This is a genomic window from Bacteroides sp. 3_1_13 (assembly GCF_001185845.1).
Lineage (GTDB): Bacteria > Bacteroidota > Bacteroidia > Bacteroidales > Bacteroidaceae > Bacteroides > Bacteroides xylanisolvens.
Window position 1 is genome coordinate 1707242 of the sequence record NZ_KQ236955.1, and the last position, 23135, is coordinate 1730376.

12 protein-coding genes are annotated in these 23135 nt (G+C 41.9%); all 12 read left to right on the plus strand.

Features of this window, described 5'->3' with window-relative positions; translation table 11 throughout:
- Positions 1-12 precede the first annotated feature (12 nt).
- The 12 genes from HMPREF9009_RS06105 to HMPREF9009_RS06160 all read left to right on the plus strand — a co-directional run bounded on the left by HMPREF9009_RS06105 (position 13) and on the right by HMPREF9009_RS06160 (position 23094).
- On the plus strand, positions 13-936 hold the full coding sequence (locus tag HMPREF9009_RS06105; protein WP_049701715.1) for an amidohydrolase family protein: 924 nt from the start codon (positions 13-15) through the stop codon (positions 934-936).
- A 38-nt stretch (positions 937-974) separates the two neighbouring features.
- Positions 975-2267, plus strand: a complete 1293-nt coding sequence (fucP, locus tag HMPREF9009_RS06110; protein WP_004305136.1) for an L-fucose:H+ symporter permease — start codon at positions 975-977, stop codon at positions 2265-2267.
- A 25-nt stretch (positions 2268-2292) separates the two neighbouring features.
- Positions 2293-3309, plus strand: a complete 1017-nt coding sequence (locus HMPREF9009_RS06115; protein WP_049701716.1) for a zinc-binding alcohol dehydrogenase family protein — start codon at positions 2293-2295, stop codon at positions 3307-3309.
- Positions 3310-3604: 295 nt separating this feature from the next.
- Positions 3605-5203 carry a glycoside hydrolase family 43 protein gene (locus HMPREF9009_RS06120; RefSeq protein WP_032849613.1) on the plus strand — a complete coding sequence of 533 codons (1599 nt, stop codon included), beginning with the start codon at positions 3605-3607 and terminating at the stop codon, positions 5201-5203.
- A 96-nt stretch (positions 5204-5299) separates the two neighbouring features.
- Positions 5300-7885 (plus strand): xylan 1,4-beta-xylosidase, encoded by a 2586-nt coding sequence (gene xyl3A, locus HMPREF9009_RS06125; protein WP_049701717.1) that lies wholly within the window; start codon positions 5300-5302, stop codon positions 7883-7885.
- A 432-nt stretch (positions 7886-8317) separates the two neighbouring features.
- Positions 8318-10045, plus strand: coding sequence for a glycoside hydrolase family 43 protein (locus HMPREF9009_RS06130; RefSeq protein ID WP_049701718.1), 1728 nt, complete (start codon positions 8318-8320; stop codon positions 10043-10045).
- Positions 10046-10070: 25 nt separating this feature from the next.
- Complete coding sequence (locus HMPREF9009_RS06135; RefSeq protein ID WP_049701719.1) at positions 10071-12515, plus strand: glycoside hydrolase family 31 protein; 2445 nt, start codon at positions 10071-10073, stop codon at positions 12513-12515.
- A gap of 20 nt (positions 12516-12535) precedes the next feature.
- On the plus strand, positions 12536-14512 hold the full coding sequence (locus HMPREF9009_RS06140) for a glycoside hydrolase family 97 protein (RefSeq protein ID WP_049701720.1): 1977 nt from the start codon (positions 12536-12538) through the stop codon (positions 14510-14512).
- Between the two features lie 19 nt (positions 14513-14531).
- The gene (locus tag HMPREF9009_RS06145) at positions 14532-15863 is read left to right on the plus strand and encodes a glycoside hydrolase family 43 protein (RefSeq protein ID WP_083444150.1); all 1332 of its coding nucleotides are present in this window, start codon (positions 14532-14534) and stop codon (positions 15861-15863) included.
- A 216-nt stretch (positions 15864-16079) separates the two neighbouring features.
- Entirely contained in the window at positions 16080-17813 is a 1734-nt protein-coding gene (locus tag HMPREF9009_RS06150) for a glycoside hydrolase family 43 protein (protein WP_049702278.1), read from the plus strand.
- A 120-nt stretch (positions 17814-17933) separates the two neighbouring features.
- Complete coding sequence (locus HMPREF9009_RS06155) at positions 17934-21083, plus strand: SusC/RagA family TonB-linked outer membrane protein (RefSeq protein ID WP_008024353.1); 3150 nt, start codon at positions 17934-17936, stop codon at positions 21081-21083.
- Positions 21084-21093: 10 nt separating this feature from the next.
- Positions 21094-23094 (plus strand): RagB/SusD family nutrient uptake outer membrane protein, encoded by a 2001-nt coding sequence (locus tag HMPREF9009_RS06160; RefSeq protein WP_004324534.1) that lies wholly within the window; start codon positions 21094-21096, stop codon positions 23092-23094.
- Positions 23095-23135: the final 41 nt, after the last annotated feature.

A 23135-nucleotide genomic window follows, 5' to 3' on the forward strand; every position in this document is an offset into this window, starting at 1 on the left:
CAGCGTCTTCGTATGGACTATACAATTATTGATGCGCACGCCCATCTGTGGTTACGGCAGGATACTGTTGTGGACGGATTGCCTATCCGGACTTTGGAAAATGGCCGTTCGGAATTTATGGGAGAAATCCGGCAAATGGTTCCGCCCTTTATGGTAGACGGTGTGAATAGTGCGGAAGTTTTTCTTTCGAATATGGACTATGCGCAAGTGGCTGCGGCTGTCATTACCCAAGAGTTTATTGACGGTATTCAGAATGATTATTTGTCGGAAGTCGTTTCCCATTATCCCAACCGTTTCTTTGTTTGCGGAATGTGTGAGTTTCGCAAACCTGGATTTTTGGAGCAGGCGAAAGAGCTTATAGCCAAAGGTTTTAAGGCTATAAAAATCCCTGCCCAGCGCTTGTTGTTAAAAGAGGGACGGGTAATGCTGAATAATGAGGAAATGATGCAGATGTTTCATTCTATGGAAGAACGGAATGTCACGCTCTCCATCGATTTGGCTGACGGAGCAACACAGGTTTCCGAAATGGAAGAGATTATTCAGGAATGTCCCCGCCTAAAAATAGCTGTCGGACACTTCGGAATGGTGACACGTCCGGGCTGGAAAGAACAAATCCGCCTGGCACGTCATCCCAATGTGATGATTGAATCCGGAGGAATCACCTGGCTTTTCAATGATGAATTTTATCCTTTCAAAGGAGCAGTGAAAGCCATTCGTGAAGCAGCAGACTTGGTTGGCATGGAGAAACTGATGTGGGGATCGGACTATCCGCGCACCATTACAGCAATCACCTACAAGATGTCATACGATTTTGTGGTGAAGTCTTCCGAGTTGACGGAAGAGGACAAAAGACTCTTTTTGGGAGAAAATGCCCGGAACTTCTATGGATTCACGGATCTCCCCGTACTTCCTTACATCAAGAACATGTCCGAATGATAGAGAAAACATCCTTATCGTAAAACTAGATTTATACCATGAAAAAGAATACATATACAATACCTTTAGCGTTGGTTTTCTGCCTTTTCTTTCTGTGGGCAATAAGCAGCAATCTGCTTCCCACGATGATCCGGCAATTGATGAAGACATGTGAACTGAATACCTTTGAAGCCTCCTTTACCGAGACTGCCTACTGGTTGGCTTATTTTATTTTCCCCATCCCCATAGCGATGTTTATGAAACGTTACAGCTATAAGGCGGGGATTATTTTCGGACTGGTATTAGCAGCAATCGGAGGCCTGCTTTTCTTTCCCGCCGCCATTTTAAAAGAATATTGGGCTTACCTCTGTATCTTCTTTATTATCGCTACGGGAATGTGCTTTCTGGAGACAGCTGCCAATCCGTATGTGACGGTTTTAGGAGCCCCCGAAACAGCTCCCCGCCGATTGAATCTGGCGCAGTCTTTCAATGGACTCGGAGCTTTTATCGCTGCCATGTTTTTGAGTAAGCTCATCCTTAGCGGAACTCATTACACGCGAGAGACCCTTCCTGTAGATTATCCGGGAGGCTGGCAGGCCTATATCCAATTGGAAACGGATGCCATGAAACTCCCTTATCTGATATTGGCTATACTGTTGATTGCCATAGCTGTTGTCTTCATCTTTTCAAAATTGCCGAAGATTGGGGACGAAGGAGAAACGGCTTCTTCCGATAAAATGACTTCTTCGGGTAAAACGAAAGAGGGTAGCCAGAAAGAAAAACTGATAGACTTCGGTGTATTGAAGCACTCACACTTGCGGTGGGGAGTGATTGCGCAATTCTTCTATAACGGCGGACAGACGGCGATAAACAGTTTGTTCCTGGTTTACTGTTGCACTTATGCCGGATTGCCGGAAGATACAGCGACTACCTTCTTCGGATTGTATATGCTTGCATTTCTTTTGGGGCGTTGGATCGGTACCGGATTGATGGTGAAATTCCGTCCACAGGATATGCTACTGGTTTACGCCTTGATGAATATTCTTTTGTGCGGGGCAGTGATGATATGGGGAGGTATGATCGGGTTATACGCAATGTTGGCTATCTCTTTCTTTATGTCTATAATGTATCCCACGCAGTTCTCATTGGCGCTAAAAGGACTGGGGAATCAGACAAAGAGCGGTTCGGCATTTCTGGTAATGGCTATTGTCGGCAATGCCTGCCTGCCACAGTTGACGGCTTATTTTATGCATGCCAATGAGCATATCTATTATATGGCCTATTGTGTACCGATGATTTGTTTTGTCTTCTGTGCATATTACGGCTGGAAAGGTTATAAAGTAATCGATTAATAAATTTATTTATCAAACATATCCAATGAAAGCAGTTCAAATTGTCAATCCCTCCGAAATGAAGGTGGTTGAACTGGAAAAACCGACCGTTGGTGTCGGTGAAGTATTAGTAAGAATCAAGTATGTGGGTTTCTGTGGCTCCGACCTGAATACCTTTTTAGGACGTAACCCAATGGTGAAGTTACCGGTAATCCCGGGACATGAGGTAGGAGCGGTGATTGAGGAGATCGGTCCGGATGTTCCGGCCGGCTTTGAAAAAGGGATGAACGTGACATTGAATCCATATACCAATTGTGGTAAATGTGCTTCCTGTCGTAATGGTCGTGTCAATGCCTGTGAGCATAATGAAACGTTAGGGGTACAGCGCAATGGAGTGATGTGCGAATATGCAGTTTTACCTTGGACAAAGATTATTCCGGCTGGTAATATCTCTCCTCGCGATTGTGCGTTGATTGAGCCGATGAGTGTCGGATTCCATGCGGTATCTCGTGCGCAGGTGATCGATAATGAATATGTGATGGTTATTGGCTGCGGTATGATTGGTATCGGTGCCATTGTACGTGCTGCTTTGAGAGGGGCAACGGTCATTGCTGTCGAACTGGATGACGAGAAACTGGAACTGGCGAAAAGGGTAGGTGCCTCTTATGTGATTAACTCCAAGACAGAAAATGTACACGAACGGATGCAACAGATAACGGAGGGCTTCGGTGCCGATGTGGTGATTGAAGCTGTCGGCAGTCCGGTCACTTATGTGATGGCGGTGGATGAAGTCGGTTTTACAGGGCGGGTCGTTTGCATTGGCTATGCCAAAAGCGAAGTAGCTTTCCAAACGAAATATTTCGTTCAGAAAGAACTGGATATCCGTGGTTCCAGAAATGCGTTGCCGGCAGATTTCCGTGCGGTTATTAATTATATGAAAGAAGGCAACTGTCCGGTAGAAGAACTGATTTCGAAGATTGCCAAACCGGAAGGAGCTTTGGAAGCTATGCAGGAATGGACGGCTAATCCGGGAAAGGTGTTCCGTATACTGGTTGAGTTCTGATAAGTTCTTGTAATAAGAATAGTTGTTGATGCCTGTTGTTTCGGGTATGTAATAAGTGAGAGGAGGCTGAATACAGTCTCCTCTCTTTGGGAGATAGGGTGATGTAACATGAGTAAATATAGATGTAACATTCTTCATTCGATATGTAGCATCACAAAGAAATCATGTAGCATACTTTGGTCAATATATCTGTTTGCATTTTCTATTTTTGTGATGTGGAAGATAACAAGGAACATTTTAAATAATTAGCTTTCAAATAATAGATAATGTAGCCAGTTAATAAAAAACGATGATTATGCTGAAAACAAAAATCAACACTATTTTACTGTGTACTCTTTTTACATTGTTCTTCCCGCTATCAGCCGGAGCACAATACCGTAATCCTATTCTTTATGCTGACGTGCCCGATATGTCGGTGTGTCGCGCAGGCGATTACTTTTACATGGTTTCCACCACTATGCACCTGATGCCGGGAGCACCTATCATGCGTTCGCCGGACATGAAACATTGGGAAACTATCAGCTACGTATTTTCTCGCATTGACGATGGTCCTCGTTATGATTTGCTCGAAGGCACTGCTTACGGGCAAGGACAATGGGCATCATCTATCCGCTATCATGACGGTAAATTCTATGTCTGGTTTACAGCCAATGGCGCGCCCGGACGTGGGTTTGTCTATACTGCGACAGATCCGGCCGGTCCCTGGAAACTTCTTTCGCGTCCTCCGCATTTCCATGACGGTTCGCTTCTGTTTGATGATGACGGGCGGGTGTATCTCTTTCACAGTACGGGACAGCTTACGGAGTTGAAAACCGATTTGACCGATGTACTTCCCGGTGGCATCAATCAGCAAATATTTGAACGGGATGCTGACGAACAAGGGCTGTTGGAAGGTAGTTCCGTCATCAAGTATAATGGGAAATATTACTTGCTGATGATTTCTATGGATTGGAGTATTCCCGGCCGTCTGCGTCGTGAAGTATGCTATCGTGCCGATAAGATTACCGGACCTTACGAAAAGCGTGTCATTCTTGAAACGGAGTTTGACGGGCATGGCGGTGTTGGTCAAGGATGTATCGTAGACGGGAAAAACGGTGAATGGTACGGACTGATTTTTCAGGATCGTGGTGGCGTAGGGCGTGTGCCGTGTCTCATGCCTTGTACATGGACGGAAGATGGTTGGCCTATGCTGGGAGACAAGGATGGGCACATTCCGAATGATACCACTTTATCGTATATGTCAATGGATGGTATCTGCGGTTCGGATGATTTTTCCGCTTCCGGGCTTTCCCTCTATTGGCAGTGGAATCATAACCCCGTCGATCAGGCATGGAGTCTTACCGACCGTCCCGGATTTCTGCGTTTGAAAACCTCCCGTGTGGTAGATAACCTGTTTGTTGCTCCCAATACGTTGACCCAACGTATGGTAGGACCGAAATGTATGGGCACTGTCAGTCTCTCTCTGGGGGGGATGAAAGATGGTGACCGTGCAGGATTATCGGCTTTTAATGGTGACAGCGGTGTGCTTACGATTGAAAAGAACGGAAATAAACTGTCTCTTGTGATGAGTGAACAGAAAAGCGTGTTTGAGAAAACGAAGCGTGCCATTAGCCGTGTGGATATGACCGAACAAGCCCGTATACCTCTTAACAAAGAGCTTGTCTACTTGCGTGTGGAAGGTGACTTTACCAATGGACGGGATGAGGCTCGTTTTTCTTATAGTCTTGATGGGAAAGCATGGATACCTGTTGGTCTGCCTGTCAAGATGAAATTTGACTACACCCGTATGTTTATGGGCAGTAAGTTTGCCATATTTAACTATGCTACACGTTCTGTAGGCGGTTATGTAGATGTGGACTCTTTTGATTATTCGTTCTGTGATGCGTCAATGTAACAAACAAATATGTATTTGTAACCAATGAAACATTGTTTTATTGGAAAATAGGCTATTTTTGTTTCCAAATTAATCATAACTAATAAGTATAATATTATGAAAAGAGGTTGGATACCGATTATGGGTGTTTGTTTGGTGTTATCGTTTTCGGCATGTAAGCAATTGCTGCCTTACCAGGACACTTCTTTAACGGCGGAACAACGGGCGGAGGATTTGTTGCCCCGGTTGACTTTGGAAGAAAAAGTATCATTAATGCAAAATGCGTCACCTGCTATCCCTCGACTGGGAATTAAAGAATATGAGTGGTGGAATGAGGCGTTGCACGGTGTGGGACGTGCCGGATTGGCTACTGTTTTTCCCCAGTCTATCGGTATGGGAGCTTCTTTTAATGATTCATTATTATATGAAGTGTTCAATGCCACTTCCGATGAGGCTCGCGTAAAATCGCGTATTTTCGGTGAAAGCGGCGTGCTGAAACGCTATCAGGGATTAACATTCTGGACACCGAATGTCAATATATTCCGTGACCCTCGTTGGGGACGCGGTCAGGAAACTTATGGTGAAGACCCTTATCTGACAGGACAAATGGGAATGGCTGTAGTCCGTGGTTTGCAAGGACCGGAAGATGCCGGGTATGATAAGCTGCACGCATGTGCCAAGCACTTTGCCGTTCATTCAGGACCGGAGTGGAACCGGCATAGTTTTGATGCGGAGAATATAGATCCCCGGGATTTATGGGAAACCTATCTGCCTGCTTTTAAAGATTTGGTACAGAAAGCGCATGTAAAGGAAGTGATGTGTGCCTACAATCGTTTTGAGGGAGAGCCTTGTTGTGGCAGCAATCGCCTGTTGATGCAAATATTGCGGGATGAATGGGGATACAAAGGCATTGTAGTCTCTGACTGTGGAGCGATCTCCGATTTCTATAGACCGGGAACGCATGGGACTCACCCGGATAAGGAACACGCCTCGGCCGCTGCTGTGCGGACAGGCACAGACCTTGAATGTGGAAGTGAATATGCTTCACTGGCGGATGCTGTAAAAGCCGGTCTGATTGACGAAAAAGAAATAGATATTTCATTGAAACGTTTGTTGACGGCACGTTTTGAACTGGGAGAAATGGACGAACAACCGGCTTGGGCGGAAATTCCAACCTCTGTGTTGAATAGTAAGGAACATCAGGCATTGGCTTTGCGTATGGCTCGTGAATCATTGGTGCTCTTGCAGAATAAAAACAACATCCTGCCTCTGAATACCCATCTGAAAATAGCCGTTATGGGACCTAATGCCAATGACTCCGTGATGCAGTGGGGAAATTATAACGGTATTCCGGCACATACGGTTACCTTATTGGAAGCTGTCCGTGCCAAACTACCGGAAGGACAAATCATATACGAACCGGGTTGTGACCGTGTGGATGGAAAGACACTCCAAAGCCTGTTTGATGAATGTAGCATAAATGGTAAACCCGGTTTCTTGGCAGAATATTGGAATAATCGTGATCGTGAAGGGGAAGTGGTTGCTACCGATCAGATTTCCACTCCGTTCCATTTTGCGACAACAGGGGCTACTACATTTGCGCCCGGTGTGGAAATAACTAATTTCTCGGCTCGTTATGAATCTGTCTTTCGTCCTTCGCAGTCCGGTGATGTTGCTTTCCGTTTCCAACTGGATGGTGAAGTGACTCTTATTATAAATGGTGAGCAAGTGGCCCAGAAAATATATGTTAAGAATCCGACGAACCTCTATACGTTACAGGCGAAGGCTGGAAAAGAGTATCATATCGAGATTTTATTCAAACAACGGAATGAAAGGGCTACACTTGATTTTGATTTGGGCAAAGAGGTCGGGATCGACTTGAACTTCGCAGTGAAGAGAGTAATGGATGCTGATGTGATTCTTTTTGCTGGTGGAATTTCCCCAAGTCTGGAAGGTGAGGAAATGCCGGTAGAAGTTCCCGGATTTAAGGGTGGTGACCGTACGGATATTGAACTTCCGGACGCTCAACGTGATTTGTTGAAAGCTTTGAAGAAGGCTGGTAAAAAGGTTGTCTTTATCAATTATTCCGGTTCAGCTATCGGACTAGTGCCCGAAACGACTACTTGTGAAGCGATTCTGCAGGCATGGTATCCGGGACAGGCGGGTGGTACAGCTATCGTTGATGCTCTTTGGGGAGAGTATAATCCCGGTGGACGCCTGCCGGTCACTTTCTATAAGGATGTGAATCAATTGCCGGACTTTGAAGACTATTCCATGAAGGGGCGTACCTATCGATATATGCAACAGCAACCACTTTTCCCATTCGGTCATGGGTTGAGTTATACTGACTTTGCTTATGGAGAAGCTAAATTGAGCAAGAATACAATCGCCAAAGGTGAAAATGTAGTATTGACTATTCCGGTAAGCAATGTCGGGCAACGTGATGGAGAAGAGGTGGTTCAGGTTTATTTGAGACGTCCGGGTGATAAGGAAGGTCCCCGTTATACCTTGCGTGCTTTCAAACGCGTTCATATTCCGGCAGGGAAAACTGAATCAGTAGCTATTCCTCTTACCGGTGAGAACTTTGAATGGTTTGATGTAGAGTCGAATACGATGCGTCCGTTGGAAGGTACTTATGAATTACTGTATGGAGGAACTTCTGATAGAAATAAGTTGAAAACGATTGTAATGAACGTACAGTAATACCGCTTTGGAATTTTGTTTATTTTTACAGATAGACAATCCGGATTTATTTATTGAATGAATAAAGAAAGAACGACCTTGTTCCTTTAAAAGGAACGGGTCGTTTCTTTTAAACCAAGCCCCCGTTTCTTTTAAACCAACGGGGGCTTTCCTTTAAAGGAAAATGAATATTTGCTAATTCTTGATATTCAGCATTTTATATGATGGGAAATAAAAGTGCTGAAATAATAGGTAATGTAGTTATTTATCTTACCATTTTTCTGTTTTGAGGCTTTTTGTTACATCAGAAAAGAATCATGTTACATGTCTGTGATAAATGTAACCTGTATATAGATGCCTGTATCATGATTGTACATATATGATAAAACCGAATCGATACATTTGCAAACACTACTATGGAACAGAAAATTATAGAAAATAAAAAGTGATAATATGAGAACATTAAAATTGATTTTGTCGGGCTGGCAATCCGTGGGTCTTGTCGTATTTATTATGTTGTTTTTTAATATGGAGGTGAGTGGCAAGGGTAAAATAACAAAAAATGCTCCTGTCTTTACGCAATTTATTTATCAGGGGGAGGATGCTATTTATCAAAACAATCCTTTAAAGCCGGGTGAGTTCTATAATCCTATTTTGCAGGGTTGCTATCCCGATCCGAGTATAACGCGGAAAGGTAATGATTATTATTTAGTGTGCTCATCTTTTGCTATGTTTCCCGGGGTGCCTATTTTCCATTCTAATGATCTGGTCAACTGGAAACAAATCGGTCATGTGCTGGACAGAACGTCACAATTAAAGGTTGAAGATTGCGGTATTAGTGCAGGTGTATATGCTCCTGCTATAAGATATAATCCCAATAATGATACGTTTTATATGATAACCACTCAATTTTCCGGTGGCTTTGGAAATATGGTGGTAAAGACAAAGAATCCGGAGAATGGCTGGAGTGATCCGATCAAACTTCAATTTGAAGGCATTGATCCTTCTCTTTTCTTTGATGATAATGGCAAGGCATACGTGGTACATAATGATGCTCCTGCTCAGGGAGAAGAACGTTACTCGGGACACCGTGTCATAAAAATATGGGATTATGATGTGGAGAATGATAAAGTGGTTCCGGGAACGGACCGGATCATAGTAAACGGTGGCGTCAATATAGAAGAAAAGCCGATATGGATTGAGGCTCCTCATATCTATAAGAAAGATGGACGTTATTACTTAATGTGTGCCGAAGGAGGAACCGGAGGTTGGCATAGCGAAGTCATTTTTGTAAGTGATCATCCGAAAGGACCTTATCTTCCGGCAAATAATAATCCTATTTTAACTCAACGTTATTTTCCTGCAAACCGGACGGATAAAGTAGACTGGGCTGGTCATGCAGACTTAGTGGAGGGACCCGACGGAAAATATTATGGTGTATTTTTAGGAATACGCCCCAATGAGAAGAACAGAGTGAATACCGGACGCGAAACTTTTATTCTTCCGGTGGACTGGAGCGGAACATTTCCCGTTTTCGAGAATGGGCTTATTCCTATGAAACCTACATTGAAGATGCCTTCGGGAGTAGAGAACCAAACAGGGAAAAACGGTTATTTGCCTAGTGGCAACTTTGTTTTTAAGGATGATTTCTCCGATAAGACATTAGATTTTAGATGGATTGGTCTTAGAGGTCCTCGTGAAGAATTCGTTGATATGACCGATAAAGGATTGCGGATCGTCCCCTTTACCTCAAATATCAATGAAGTGAAACCTACTTCTACTTTGTTCTACCGTCAGCAGCATAATCAATTTACCGCGGCAGCAACCATGGAGTACAAACCGAAAAATGAGAAAGATTTTGCCGGTATAACATGTTATCAAAATGAAAGATATCACTATGTTTTCGGTATCACTAAAAAGGGAAAAGACTATTACCTGATGCTGCAAAGAACCGAAAAAGGACAAGCGAGTGTCCTGGGTGAGATGAAAATAGAAACAGAGAAACCTGTGACACTGCAAGTAACAGCCAATGGAGATGATTATCGTTTTAATTATTCGATTGATGGAAAGGTATTTATGAATTTAGGAGGAACCGTTTCCGGCGATATTCTTTCTACTAATGAGGCTGGTGGCTTTACAGGAGCAATGATTGGACTGTATGCAACATCTGTTGGTAATTAATTAGAAACCTTATTATTCTATAATTATGAAAATACATCATCTATTTTGGGGTATATGTTTATGCTTCAGTACAAATGTTTTATTCGCACAAAATTATCAGAAAACATCGTCGGGTATCAAGACCACAGTGAATGCAGTGGATATAGAAGTACAATTTTTTGCGCCTGCTGTGGCGAGGATAATAAAGTCTCCGGAAGGTGTTGCCTATGAAAAAGAGAGTCTTTCTGTAATTGCAAAACCTGAAAAGGTAAGTTTCAAAGCTGATATAAAAGATAATAAGATTGTATTGAATACCAGTGAACTAAGTGTCAGTGTGGACACCGGGACGGGAATTGTTTCTTATTTCTCAAAGGATGGCAAAGTATTATTGGCAGAGAAATCCGGTATGCAGTTTATCGATTTCGATGATGCCGGGACAAAAACTTATCAGGTTTATCAACCTTTTGTATTAGATAAGGAAGAAGCCATTTATGGTTTGGGACAATTGCAAAATGGAAAGATGATTCAGCGGAACATGACTAAAAATCTGCTACAGGGTAACGTTGAAGATGTGTCACCTTTCTTCCAGTCCACCAAAGGATATGGTGTGTTTTGGGATAACTATTCGCCGACTCTTTTTACGGATAACGAAGTTGAAACATCTTTCCGTTCTGAAGTAGGTGACTGTGTGGATTATTACTTCATGTATGGGAAAAATGCCGACGGTGTTATAGCACAGGTACGCAACCTGACCGGGCAAGCGCCGATGTTTCCTTTATGGACTTATGGTTACTGGCAAAGTAAAGAAAGATATAAAAGCCAGGAGGAAGTGGTAGACGTTGTTCGTAAATATCGTGAATTGGGTATTCCTTTGGATGGCATTATTCAGGATTGGCAATATTGGGGGCATAACTATTTGTGGAATGCGATGGATTTTCAGAATCCGACTTTCAATAATCCTCAAAAGATGATGGAGGATGTCCATGCGATGAACGCACACATGGCTATATCTATCTGGTCGTCATTCGGACCGATGACCAAACCTTATAGAGAATTGGACAAAAAAGGTATGTTGTTTAATTTCACTACCTGGCCGCAATCGGGGTTGGAGTCATGGCCCCCCAATATGGAATATCCTTCCGGTGTAAGAGTGTATGATGCTTACAATCCCGAAGCGCGTGACATTTATTGGAAATATCTGAATGATGGAATTTTTAAGTTGGGAATGGATGCCTGGTGGATGGATTCTACCGAACCCGATCATTTGGATTGGAAGCCGGAGGATATGGATACCAAAACCTATCTGGGCTCGTTCCGTAGGGTGCGCAATGCTTATCCGTTGATGACTGTCGGAGGGGTTTACGACCATCAGCGTGCAGTGACTTCGGACAAACGGGTGTTTATTTTAACCCGTTCGGGATTCTTGGGGCAGCAACGTTATGGTGCAAATGTATGGAGTGGTGATGTCGCTTCCACATGGGAGAGTTTTAGAAATCAGATTCCTGCCGGATTAAACTTTTCTTTGTGTGGTATGCCTCACTGGAATAGTGATATTGGTGGCTTTTTTGCAGGACATTATAATAAAAGCTGGAATGATGATAGTGCTTCAAAAAATCCATTGTATCAGGAGCTTTATGTGCGTTGGTTGCAGTTTGGGACGTTCAATCCGATGATGCGTTCGCACGGGACGGATGTTTATAGGGAAATCTATAAGTTCGGAAAGAAGGGCGAACCTGTATATGATGCTATCGAGAAGATGATAGGTTTACGTTACTCTCTGTTGCCTTATATTTATTCTACTTCTTGGGAGGTGAGCAATCGTCAATCGAGTTTTATGCGCGCTTTGATGATGGATTTTGTAGATGACAGAAAGGTGTGGGATATCAATGACGAATATATGTTTGGAAAATCGATCCTTGTGGCTCCGATTGCTCATGCACAATATACACCGGAAGCTGTGGTAAAAGTCTCCGAAGAAGAAGGATGGAACAGAGATGGAGCGAAAAAAACAAAAACTGACGCTGCTGTGGATTTCATGGAAACGAAATCTACTAACATATACTTACCGGCAGGAACGCTATGGTATGACTTCTGGACGAACGAGAAACATGAAGGCGGAAAGGAAATTACCAAAGAGACTACACTGGATGTTATTCCATTGTATGTAAAAGCGGGTAGTATTATTCCTGTCGGTCCACAAGTTCAGTATGCAACTGAAAAACCGTGGGATCATCTTGAATTGAAGGTGTATGCGGGTGCGAATGGAAACTTCATTTTATATGAAGATGAATTTGATAATTACAATTATGAAAAAGGAGCTTATACGGAAATTCCAATCTCTTGGAATAATGCATCTCGTAAATTGACGATAGGGGCAAGAAAAGGTGCGTATGAGGGAATGTTGAAGAACCGTAAGTTTACTGTAACTCTTCAGGATGGGACTCAAAAAAACATCGATTATAATGGGAAAGCGATTTCTGTAAAGTTTTGATTGTAATAGAATGTGTGATTATGTCAGTAGAAAAGAATCTAAAAAGTAGAAATATGATGAAGTTTTTTATAGTGATGGCTATGCTATTGGGTAGTAGCGTTGCAAGTGCAGAAAATAAACAGATAACAAGTCCTGATGGAAAGTTGGTAGTAACAGTCGCAGATATGGATGGAGGACCTTCTTATTCTGTTAGTTATGACAATGTTCTTTTTTTGAAGCCATCTCCATTGGGGATTATTGCAAATATTGGAGATTTTTCATCGGGGATGTCGCTGGAAAAGAATGTTTCAACAAATAAAATAGATGAAACATACGAGTTGGCTTCTATTAAAAAGAGCAAGGTACATTATGTGGCAAATGAAGCTGTATTTTCGTTTACACAACAAGGGAAAACAATTTATGATGTTATATTCCGCATAAGTAATAACGATGTTGCTTTTAAATATAAGATGTATCCGCAAGGTGAGACACTAAGTTGCGTGGTAAAGCAAGAAGTCACAGGATTTGTATTTCCTGACGGAACCACCACTTTCCTTTGTCCGCAAAGTAAACCGATGGGGGGATTTGCCCGTACTTCTCCAAGTTATGAGACGTCTTATACGGCAGATGATGTCGCAGGGAAAAATGGCTGGGGAGAAGGATACACATTTCCCTGTTTATTCCGTAATGGAGATAATGGTTGGACACTTGTTTCCGAAACGGGAGTAAATGGTGGATATTGTGCGAGCCGTCTGTTGGGACACAAAGGAGGAACGTATACAATCGGATTTCCGCAAGAAGGTGAAGCAAATGGGAATGGTACGGTTTCTCTGGGGATAGCATTACCGGGCGAGACGCCTTGGCGTACTATTACTGTGGGCAAGACTTTGGCTCCAATAGTGGAGACAACGGTTCCTTTTGATGTTGTAAAACCGCTTTATCCGGCAAAAGGAGAGTATACGTATGGACGGGGTTCATGGAGCTGGATTATCGGTATGGATGGAAGTACTAATTATAAAGAGCAACTCCGGTATATTGATTTTTCGGCAGCAATGGGGTATCAATCTGTGTTGGTGGATGCCCTGTGGGATAAACAAATAGGACGTGATAAAATTGAAGAATTGGCTAAATATGGGAAGGACAAAGGGGTAGCTCTTTATTTGTGGTATAATTCGAATGGGTATTGGAATGATGCTCCGCAAACTCCGAGAGGTATAATGGATAATGCGATAGCCAGACGTAAGGAGATGAAATGGATGCAAAGCATTGGTATTCGTGGAATAAAAGTTGACTTTTTCGGAGGTGACAAGCAAATGACTATGCAGTTGTATGAGGATATCTTGTCGGATGCAAACGAGTACGGTCTTTTAGTTATTTTCCATGGATGTACTTTGCCTCGTGGCTGGGAACGTATGTATCCTAACTTCGCATCGAGTGAGGCTGTATTGGCTAGTGAAAATCTTCATTTCTCTCAAGGCAGTTGTGATAATGAGGCCTTTAATGCTACCTTGCACCCGTTTATTCGTAATACTGTGGGTAGCATGGATTTTGGAGGTAGTGCATTGAACAAATATTATAATGCGGATAATGCTCCACGGGGAAGCCGGCGGGTGACATCAGATGTCTACGCACTGGCTACGGCGGTTCTATTTCAGAGTCCGGTACAGCATTTTGCTTTGGCACCGAATAATCTGACCGATGCTCCTGCATGGGCTATTGATTTTATGAAAGAGGTTCCAACGACTTGGGATGAGGTACGTTTCATTGACGGTTATCCTGGTAAATACGTTATTCTTGCCCGTCGTCATGGAGACAAATGGTATATTGCCGGAGTAAATGCGCAGAAGGAAACACTGCAACTTAAAGTTAATTTGCCGATGTTCTCTAATGGAGAAAAGGTGAGACTTTTTAGTGATGATAAGGTATTGCAGGGCGGTGTGAAACAAATAGGAATAGGAAAGAAACAAGAATTGCAATTGACTATTCCTTGCAATGGTGGAGTATTAATAACCAAATAACTGTTTAAACTGATAGAATATGAAAAACTTGAATTTTTGGGGTGTATTACTCCTGTTGGCAATGACTGCCGCCACTTCGGGAGTGGCACAAAATCCTATTATCCAAACAAAATATACCGCTGATCCGGCTCCGATGGTATATAATGATACCGTTTTCCTTTATACAACTCATGATGAGGATGATGCCGAAGGATTCAAAATGTTGGACTGGTTACTTTATACTTCCACCGATATGGTGAATTGGACCGATCATGGAGCTGTCGCTTCTCTGAAGAGTTTTGATTGGGTGAAACGTGATAACGGTGCTTGGGCAGAACAAGTCATCGAACGTAATGGCAAATTTTATATGTATTGCCCGATTCACGGTAATGGTATTGGCGTATTGGTCTCCGACTCTCCTTATGGCCCTTTTAAAGACCCTTTGAACAAACCGTTGGTTTGGCAGAAGGAGCATTGGTACGACATTGACCCGACCGTATTTATTGATGATGACGGACAAGCGTATATGTATTGGGGCAATCCGAATGTTTATTATGTGAAACTGAATGAGGATATGATTTCATATTCGGGGGAAATTGTACAAGTGGAAAATAAACCGGAGCATTATCAGGAAGGTCCGTGGGTGTATAAACGGAACGGGCATTATTACATGGCTTTCGCTTCAACTTGTTGTCCGGAAGGGATTGGCTATGCCATGAGCGACAAAGCTACCGGACCATGGAGTACAAAAGGATATATTATGCGTCCAACAGAGCGGAGTAGAGGAAATCATCCTGGAATTATCGATTATAAAGGTAGCTCTTATGTATTTGGCCTAAATTATGATTTGCTTCATTTGGAAACATTGGATCATAAGGAACGTCGTTCCACGTCTGTTGCAAAAATGCATTATAATCCGGATGGAACTATTCAGGAAGTTCCTTATTGGCAGGAGACGAAACTGGAACAGATTGAAAACTTTAATCCTTACCGTAGAGTGGAAGCTGAAACGATGGCTTGGGGATATGGTCTTAAAGCTGAAAATCATAAGAATGGTGGTTTGTATATAACCGATATCGATAATAATGAATATCTGTGTGTGCGTGGTGTCGACTTTGGCAAGAAAGGAGCAAAGAAATTCAGTGTAAGCGCAGCTTGTGTTGAAAAAGGCGGAATGATAGAAATTCGTCTGGATAGCACTGAAGGGCCGGTAATAGGTAGTGTCAGTATATCACCGACAGGAGGACTGGATATATATAAACAGATGTCATGCCGGATAAAGAATGCAAAGGGTGTACATGATCTTTATTTCTGCTTTAAAGGAGAGAAAGGAAACAAACTTTTCAATCTGGATTATTGGGAATTTGAATAGCTTTTATTCAAAAAAAATAAGATTGTAATGTGCTTATAATCAGTGTAATTGTTTGGACGTGCTACAAGGGGAAAGATAGATGTAACATTGAAAATGAAGATGTTATTTAGGAAAAGAAGCCCGTAACATAATTATGTTTGTAGTTTTATGAACTGGCATATCTTTGCAGAAAAGATCAGTAATTCATATTTGATTATAAAGAAAATAAGAAGTATTATGAAGAATACACAGGTAATACAATTAATGTCAATCGTCTGGCTCTCCATATTTATGCTGGGGATAACAATGATGTCATGTAGCTCAAAGAAAGAACAACAATTACCGGCTATTGGAAAATCTGTGGCCCTCTTTGATTATTTTTCTTATAAGGGAAATGATGATTTTTATATTTCCAATCCTCTGTCTGGTGAAGACTATTTCTATAATCCTATTTTGCCGGGATGGTATTCTGATCCTAGTGTTTGTACAAATGGAGAAGGTGATTATTTCCTAGTAACATCTACATTCACTTATTTTCCCGGTGTTCCTATTTTTCACAGCAAAGACTTGGTGAATTGGAAACAGATAGGGCATGTGTTGAACCGTGCTTCGCAATTAGTGAATATGGAAGGACAGAAAGTGAGTGGCGGTATTTTTGCTCCGGCTATTTCTTATAATCCGTATAACAAGACATATTATATGGTAACAACCAATGTCGGAGCCGGAAATTTCTTTGTTAAGACGCAAGACCCGTTTGGTGAATGGTCGGAACCCATCATGTTGCCGGAGGTCGGAGGTATTGATCCTTCTTTCTTTTTTGATGAAGATGGTAAGGCATATATTGTTAATAATGATGAGGCTCCGGATAATAAACCTGAATATAGCGGACACCGTACTATACGCATACAAGAGTTTGATGTGAAAACAGATAAGACGATCGGTTCCCGTAAAATTCTTGTAAACAAAGGAGCTCAACCGGCAGACAAACCAATTTGGATAGAAGGTCCTCATTTATATAAGATAAATGGAAAGTACTTCTTGATGTCCGCCGAAGGTGGAACGGGAAACTGGCATTCGGAAGTGATTTTCCGTGGTGATTCTCCGATGGGTAAGTTTCTTCCATGGAAAAACAATCCGATTCTGACGCAAAGACATTTGAATTCTGACCGTCCTAATTCGGTAACCTGTGCTGGTCATGCAGACTTGATTCAAACAAAAGAGGGAGATTGGTGGGCTGTTTTTCTGGCTTGTCGCCCTATTAATAATCAGTTTGAGAATTTGGGACGTGAAACATTTATGATGCCGGTGAAATGGAGTGAAGACGGATTCCCGTACATGACACAAGGAGATGATTTAGTACCTATGATTGTAAAACGTGAAGGTGCGAAACGCGATACGACAGTTACTTATGGTAATTTCGAGTTAATAGAGAACTTTGATTCTCCTGTACTTGATATGCCATGGATGACTTTAAGAGCTTCTGCTTCCGATTTATATTCATTGACGGAAACACCCGGATACCTGACCTTGAAGTGTGCAGATATTAGCGCTACGGAAAAGAAAACTCCGGCATTTGTTTCTCGTCGGTTACAACATCATAAATTTGAATGTGCTACCCGTATGTTGTTCAATCCTTCTAACGATAAGGAAACAGCCGGAATGTTATTGTTTAAAGATGAGACGCATCAATATTTCTTCTGCTTGAATAAAGTGGGTGAGAATAAAAATATTTCTCTGAAACAAATCGGTGAAAAGGAACAGACATTGGCTTCAGATGAAATAGACGCAGATACAAATGAAGTATATTTGAAATTAGTATCTCAAGGAATTGGTTACGATTTCTATTATTCTATTGATGGTGAAAAAAGCTGGAAACTGCTTTGTAAAGATGTAGCCCCCAGTTATCTCTCTACTACAACGGCTGGTGGATTTACCGGTACTACAATTGGATTATACGCTACTTGCAAATAATTATTTTTTTTATATAAATATAATGCTAGTAATTATGGGTGATATTTATAATGATGGCTAACGCACTTAAAAAAAGAATGATGATTAGAAAACAATGTAGTTAATTAACATCTTAAACTAATGGTAATGAAAAATGTAACGAAGAAAATTCAAAAGATTCCTTACTTGTTTCTCCTTATGTTGTTTAGTTTTGTAACAGCATCAGCACAGAAAGGGATAACGGTGAGGGGAACGGTTCTTGACAGTAATGGTGAGACAATCATTGGAGCCTCAGTAGTTTTAAAGGGTAATAATTCAATAGGTACGATTTCAGATATAGATGGAAATTTTGTATTGACCGTACCCAATGAGAAGTCTACCCTTATTGTTTCGTATGTAGGAATGAAACCACAGGAGGTAAAAGTGGTTTCCAAAGGTCTTTTTAAAGTGGTGTTGGAAGATGATACTAAACAACTGGAAGAAGTAGTAGTTGTAGGTTACGGACAACAGAAGAAAGCGAGTGTGGTAGGTGCTATCACGCAGACCACTGGAAAAGTTTTGGAACGGGCGGCTGGTATTTCTGATATTGGTGCGGCGTTAACCGGTAACCTGCCGGGGGTTATAACGACTCAAAGTTCCGGTATGCCAGGTGAAGAAGAACCGAAAATCACAATACGTGGGACTAGTTCATGGAATAATAGTGACCCGTTGGTACTGGTGGATGGCATAGAACGTCCGATGAGCAGTGTGGATATTGCTTCTGTACAATCTATTTCTGTCTTGAAGGATGCTTCTGCAACTGCTGTTTATGGTGTGAAAGGTGCAAATGGTGTCATTTTGGTAACGACTAAACGCGGAACTGAGGGAGCTGCCCAAATAAACATAGCAGCCAATGCCACGATGAAGATACCTTCCAAGCTTCCTAACAAGTTGGATTCTTATGATGCTTTGATGGCACGCAATATGGCTATTGAGCATGAGTTGAGCTTGTATCCGGATTCATGGTCGTACATAAAGCCGCAGTCAATAATTAATAAGTATCGTAATCCGGCAAATTTGGAAGAAGCGGAACGCTATCCGAATGTGGACTGGCAGGATGTATTGTTCAAAGACTATGCGATGTCCTACAATGCAAATGTGAATGTCAGCGGTGGAACTCGGTTTGTAAAATATTTCGCTTCTGTCGATTATGTGCATGAGGGGGACTTGTTCGATGTATTTGATAATGGGCGTGATTATAATTCCGGTTATGGATATGACAGAATTAATGTACGTAGTAATCTGGATTTTCAGATAACCAAGAGTACTGTTTTTAAGGTTAATGTAGCGGGCTCTAATGGATACAAGAAAACTCCTTATAATAATTCCAATTATGATAGCTCGGCCGACTGGTCGATTGCCCAGCAGTGGGCGGGGGCGTATAATATTGCTCCGGATGTATTTCTTCCAAAATATTCGGATGGTTCATGGGGATATTATCCGAATATTTCGAATGTTACCAATTCTGCAGAAAATGTTTCATTGGGAGGTACGATGACTACCACTACTACACAGATAACAACTGACTTTGCATTGGAACAGGATTTGAGCTTTATAACGAAAGGATTGAGTGCAAGGGCTATGGTTTCTTGGGATAATACTTTTGTAGAATGGAAGCGCGGTATCAATGACCTATATAACGACGCACAACATAAATGGATTAATCCGGATACAGGGGAGGTCAGTTATAAAAAGTCGTATGACAACAATACAGGTTTTGATTTTATGCAGGGTGTAATGTGGAATACGGAAGGTGGTGAAGTCAAGAATTGGGCGACACAGCGTAACCTTAATTATCAGGCACAGTTAAATTGGGCCCGTAGTTTTGGAAAGCATAATGTTACCCTTATGGGATTGTTCAGTCGTCAAGAAACGGCTACAGGAAGTGAAATTCCTCACTATCGTGAAGACTGGGCATTCCGTACTACTTATAATTGGGCGGATAGGTATTTTATTGAATATAATGGTGCTTATAATGGTTCCGAGAAGTTCAGCAAAGAAAATCGTTTTGCATTCTTTAATTCCGGTGCTATCGGATGGATGGTTAGTGAAGAACCGTTTATGAAATTCTTGAAAGAACGCAGAATTTTGGATATGTTGAAAATTCGTGCTTCTTATGGTGAAATCGGTGATGATAATGTAAAAACACGTTGGTTGTATATGAACCAATGGGCTTACGGCGGAACCTCGTCTTTGGATGTAGATCGTGGTGAAAGTCCATATACTTGGTATCGTGAATCAGCAGTAGGTAATTCTGATGTGCATTGGGAGAAAGTAAAGAAATTGAATTTTGGTATTGATTACTCTTTTTTGGATGGTTTGTTTGCAGGTAGCGTGGAAGTCTTTCGTGATAAACGTACTGATATTCTGGTGGGTGGAAGCGATCGGGCTATTCCTTCTTATTTTGGTACTACAGCAGTTACTGCTAACTTAGGTAAGGTTAGAACCAAAGGTTATGAGTTGGAACTTCGTATCAACAAGACATTTTCCAATAAGATGCGCGTTTGGGCTAATATGAGCATGACCCATGCGGAAAATAAGATACTTGAAAAAGACGATGCTCCATTGTTGGCTGGGTATCAAAAGGTGGCTGGTTATGCCATTGGTCAGAATAAGGCATATATTGATAATGGATATTTGAATTCTTATGACGATGTGATTGGTAGCCCGCAGCATGATACAAACAATTCACAACGTCTTCCCGGAGACTATTATATTGTCGATTTCAATGGGGATGGTGTCGTCGACAGCAAGGACCAAGCTCCTTACGGTTACTCTGATACTCCACAGAATACATATAATGCTACTCTTGGCTTTGAGTGGAAGGGATTTAGTGCTTTTGTTCAGTTCTATGGTGTAAACAATGTGACTCGTGTCGTTCAGTTGACCAGTTTTGGCAGTCAGATGAATACGGTGTATGACCAGGGTAGCTGGTGGTCTGAGGCTGGCGATGCGGCCGATGTTGTAACTCCGCGCTGGTTGTCAAAGGTGAGCGGTTACAGTAATGGTACGCAATACTATTATGACGGTTCTTATATTCGTCTGAAAAATGCAGAGATAGCCTATACCTTTACAGATGGATGGGTGCGAAAACTCGGGGTGAAAAATTTGAAGATTTACTTAAATGGAAACAACTTATGGGTATGGTCTAAGATGCCGGACGACCGTGAATCGAATTTTGCAGGTTCGGGTAATCAAGGGGCGTATCCTACGGTGAAACGTTTCAACTTAGGTGTTAAATTTACATTATAATCAAAGTACTATGAGAAAAATATATAGAACTCTTTTATGCGGTAGCTTATTGCTCTTCTCGTTGGGATTTTCATCTTGTGAGGACTATCTAGACAAGGAAGCTGACTCTACTGTATCTGAAGAAGAAGCATTTAAGAACTTTAGGAATTTTCAGGGGTTTATCGAGGAAATATACAACTGTATTCCTGATAAGGAGAAGAACAATTATACTACTTCCTGGAACTGGGGAGATGATGAAATATTCAACCCGGAAGGTGACAGCCACATGACGCATCAGGTCGATTTGGGTAACTTCCGTGCATGGTCTACCAATAATCAATGCTGGCTCTATCGTACCGGCAGTGATCCTACGGCTACTTATCATCCGAACAGTGACGGCAATGCTAAGTTTAAACATTCACTGTGGCCACATGCATGGTATTGTATACGTAAGGCTAACATCGGTATCGCTAATCTAGAAAGGTTAACGGAAGCTACGGATGAGGAGAAAAAACTGATTGCCGGTCAGCTTTATTTTTTCCGCGCATGGTGGCACTTTGAAATGATGCAATATTTTGGTGGCTTGCCTTATATTGATACAGTCTTATCTGCTACAGAGAAAATGTCTTTGCCACGTCTGAGTTATCAGGAATGTGCAGATAAAGCAGCAGTCGATTTCCGTATGGCAGCGGATTTGCTTCCTATTAATTGGGATAACACAACTGTTGGCAAACAAACCGCGGGTAAGAATGATTTGCGTATCAACAAGATTATGGCATTAGGCTATCTGGGCAAGAATTATCTTTGGGCTGCCAGTCCTCTGATGGAACATGGTGCGCAGCTAGGTGGAAGCAATACTTACAATTACAATACAGAATATGCAAAAAAAGCAGCAGAGGCATTCGGAGAGTTACTGACACTTGTCGAAAGCGGGCAGACGCAATATGCATTGGCGCAGTTTGATTATAGTGATATTTATAATCATACCAAATCGGCATCTGCTTCTAATAGTTATTCTGAAATATTCTATACTACTGGTCAGAACTGGAAAATGCCGGGTACTACAGAAGCTATTTTCCGTGGTCCGTCCGAAGACTTCAACGGTAGTAACTGGAATATGACCAAGTTGTGGGGACCTAAAATTTATGGTTTGGTTGAACATGATAATATCATCCACCAACCTACTGCCAACTATGTGAATTTATATGGTATGGAGAACGGTTTGCCATTGAGTGAAGATGAAACAAAATCCGGTTTTAGAAAGAATTTTCCATTTAGAAATCGTGATGCCCGTTTTTATCATGACATAGTTTTTGACGGATTCCATTATGTCAATGCAGCTATTCCTGAAGCAGACAAGGAATTCTTGCGCTATTGCACTCTGTATACGGGCGGAGCTATGAGAGCCGTGGCCAATGCTAGCCGTACCGGCTATTTCATCCAGAAATTAGTACCGCATCAGGCTAATAAATATGACGGACTCTATAATTGGTCGGGTAACCTGCATACATATTTACCTTACATGCGTTTGGCGGATATTTATCTGATGTATGCTGAGGCTTGTGCGGCAGTAGACGGTGCTGCAGGTAAATCTACGAATTTTGGTAAAACGGCTGAAGATGCGATCAATACTTTGCGTAAACGTGCAGGAGTAGGCCCTGTTGGTGGAGGGGAACCGGGTGATGAAAAAGGTACTCTTTGTCCGGAATATATTTCCAATTCCCAGAAATTTATGGATGAAGTTCGTCGTGAACGTGCTGTCGAGTTGTCTTTTGAAGGTTTCCGCTTTAACGATTTGCAGCGTTGGTTGCTGCTGACCGAAGAGCCCTATACTATTAAGACTTCACAAGAATTCGAACGTGTAGAGAATGAAGACTTTTATAAGAATAATGATCCGGCAGAGGCAGAAGTGAGAAACTTCCGTGAGGAGACTATTTTGAAACGGGTATTTGGAACGAAGCATTACTGGTTCCCCTTATTGGATAATGACGTGTATCTGTATGCTGAATTCCCGCAGAATCCGGGATGGTAATCCCTTATGGTTACTGAATGTATAATTATAAATGAATAAAC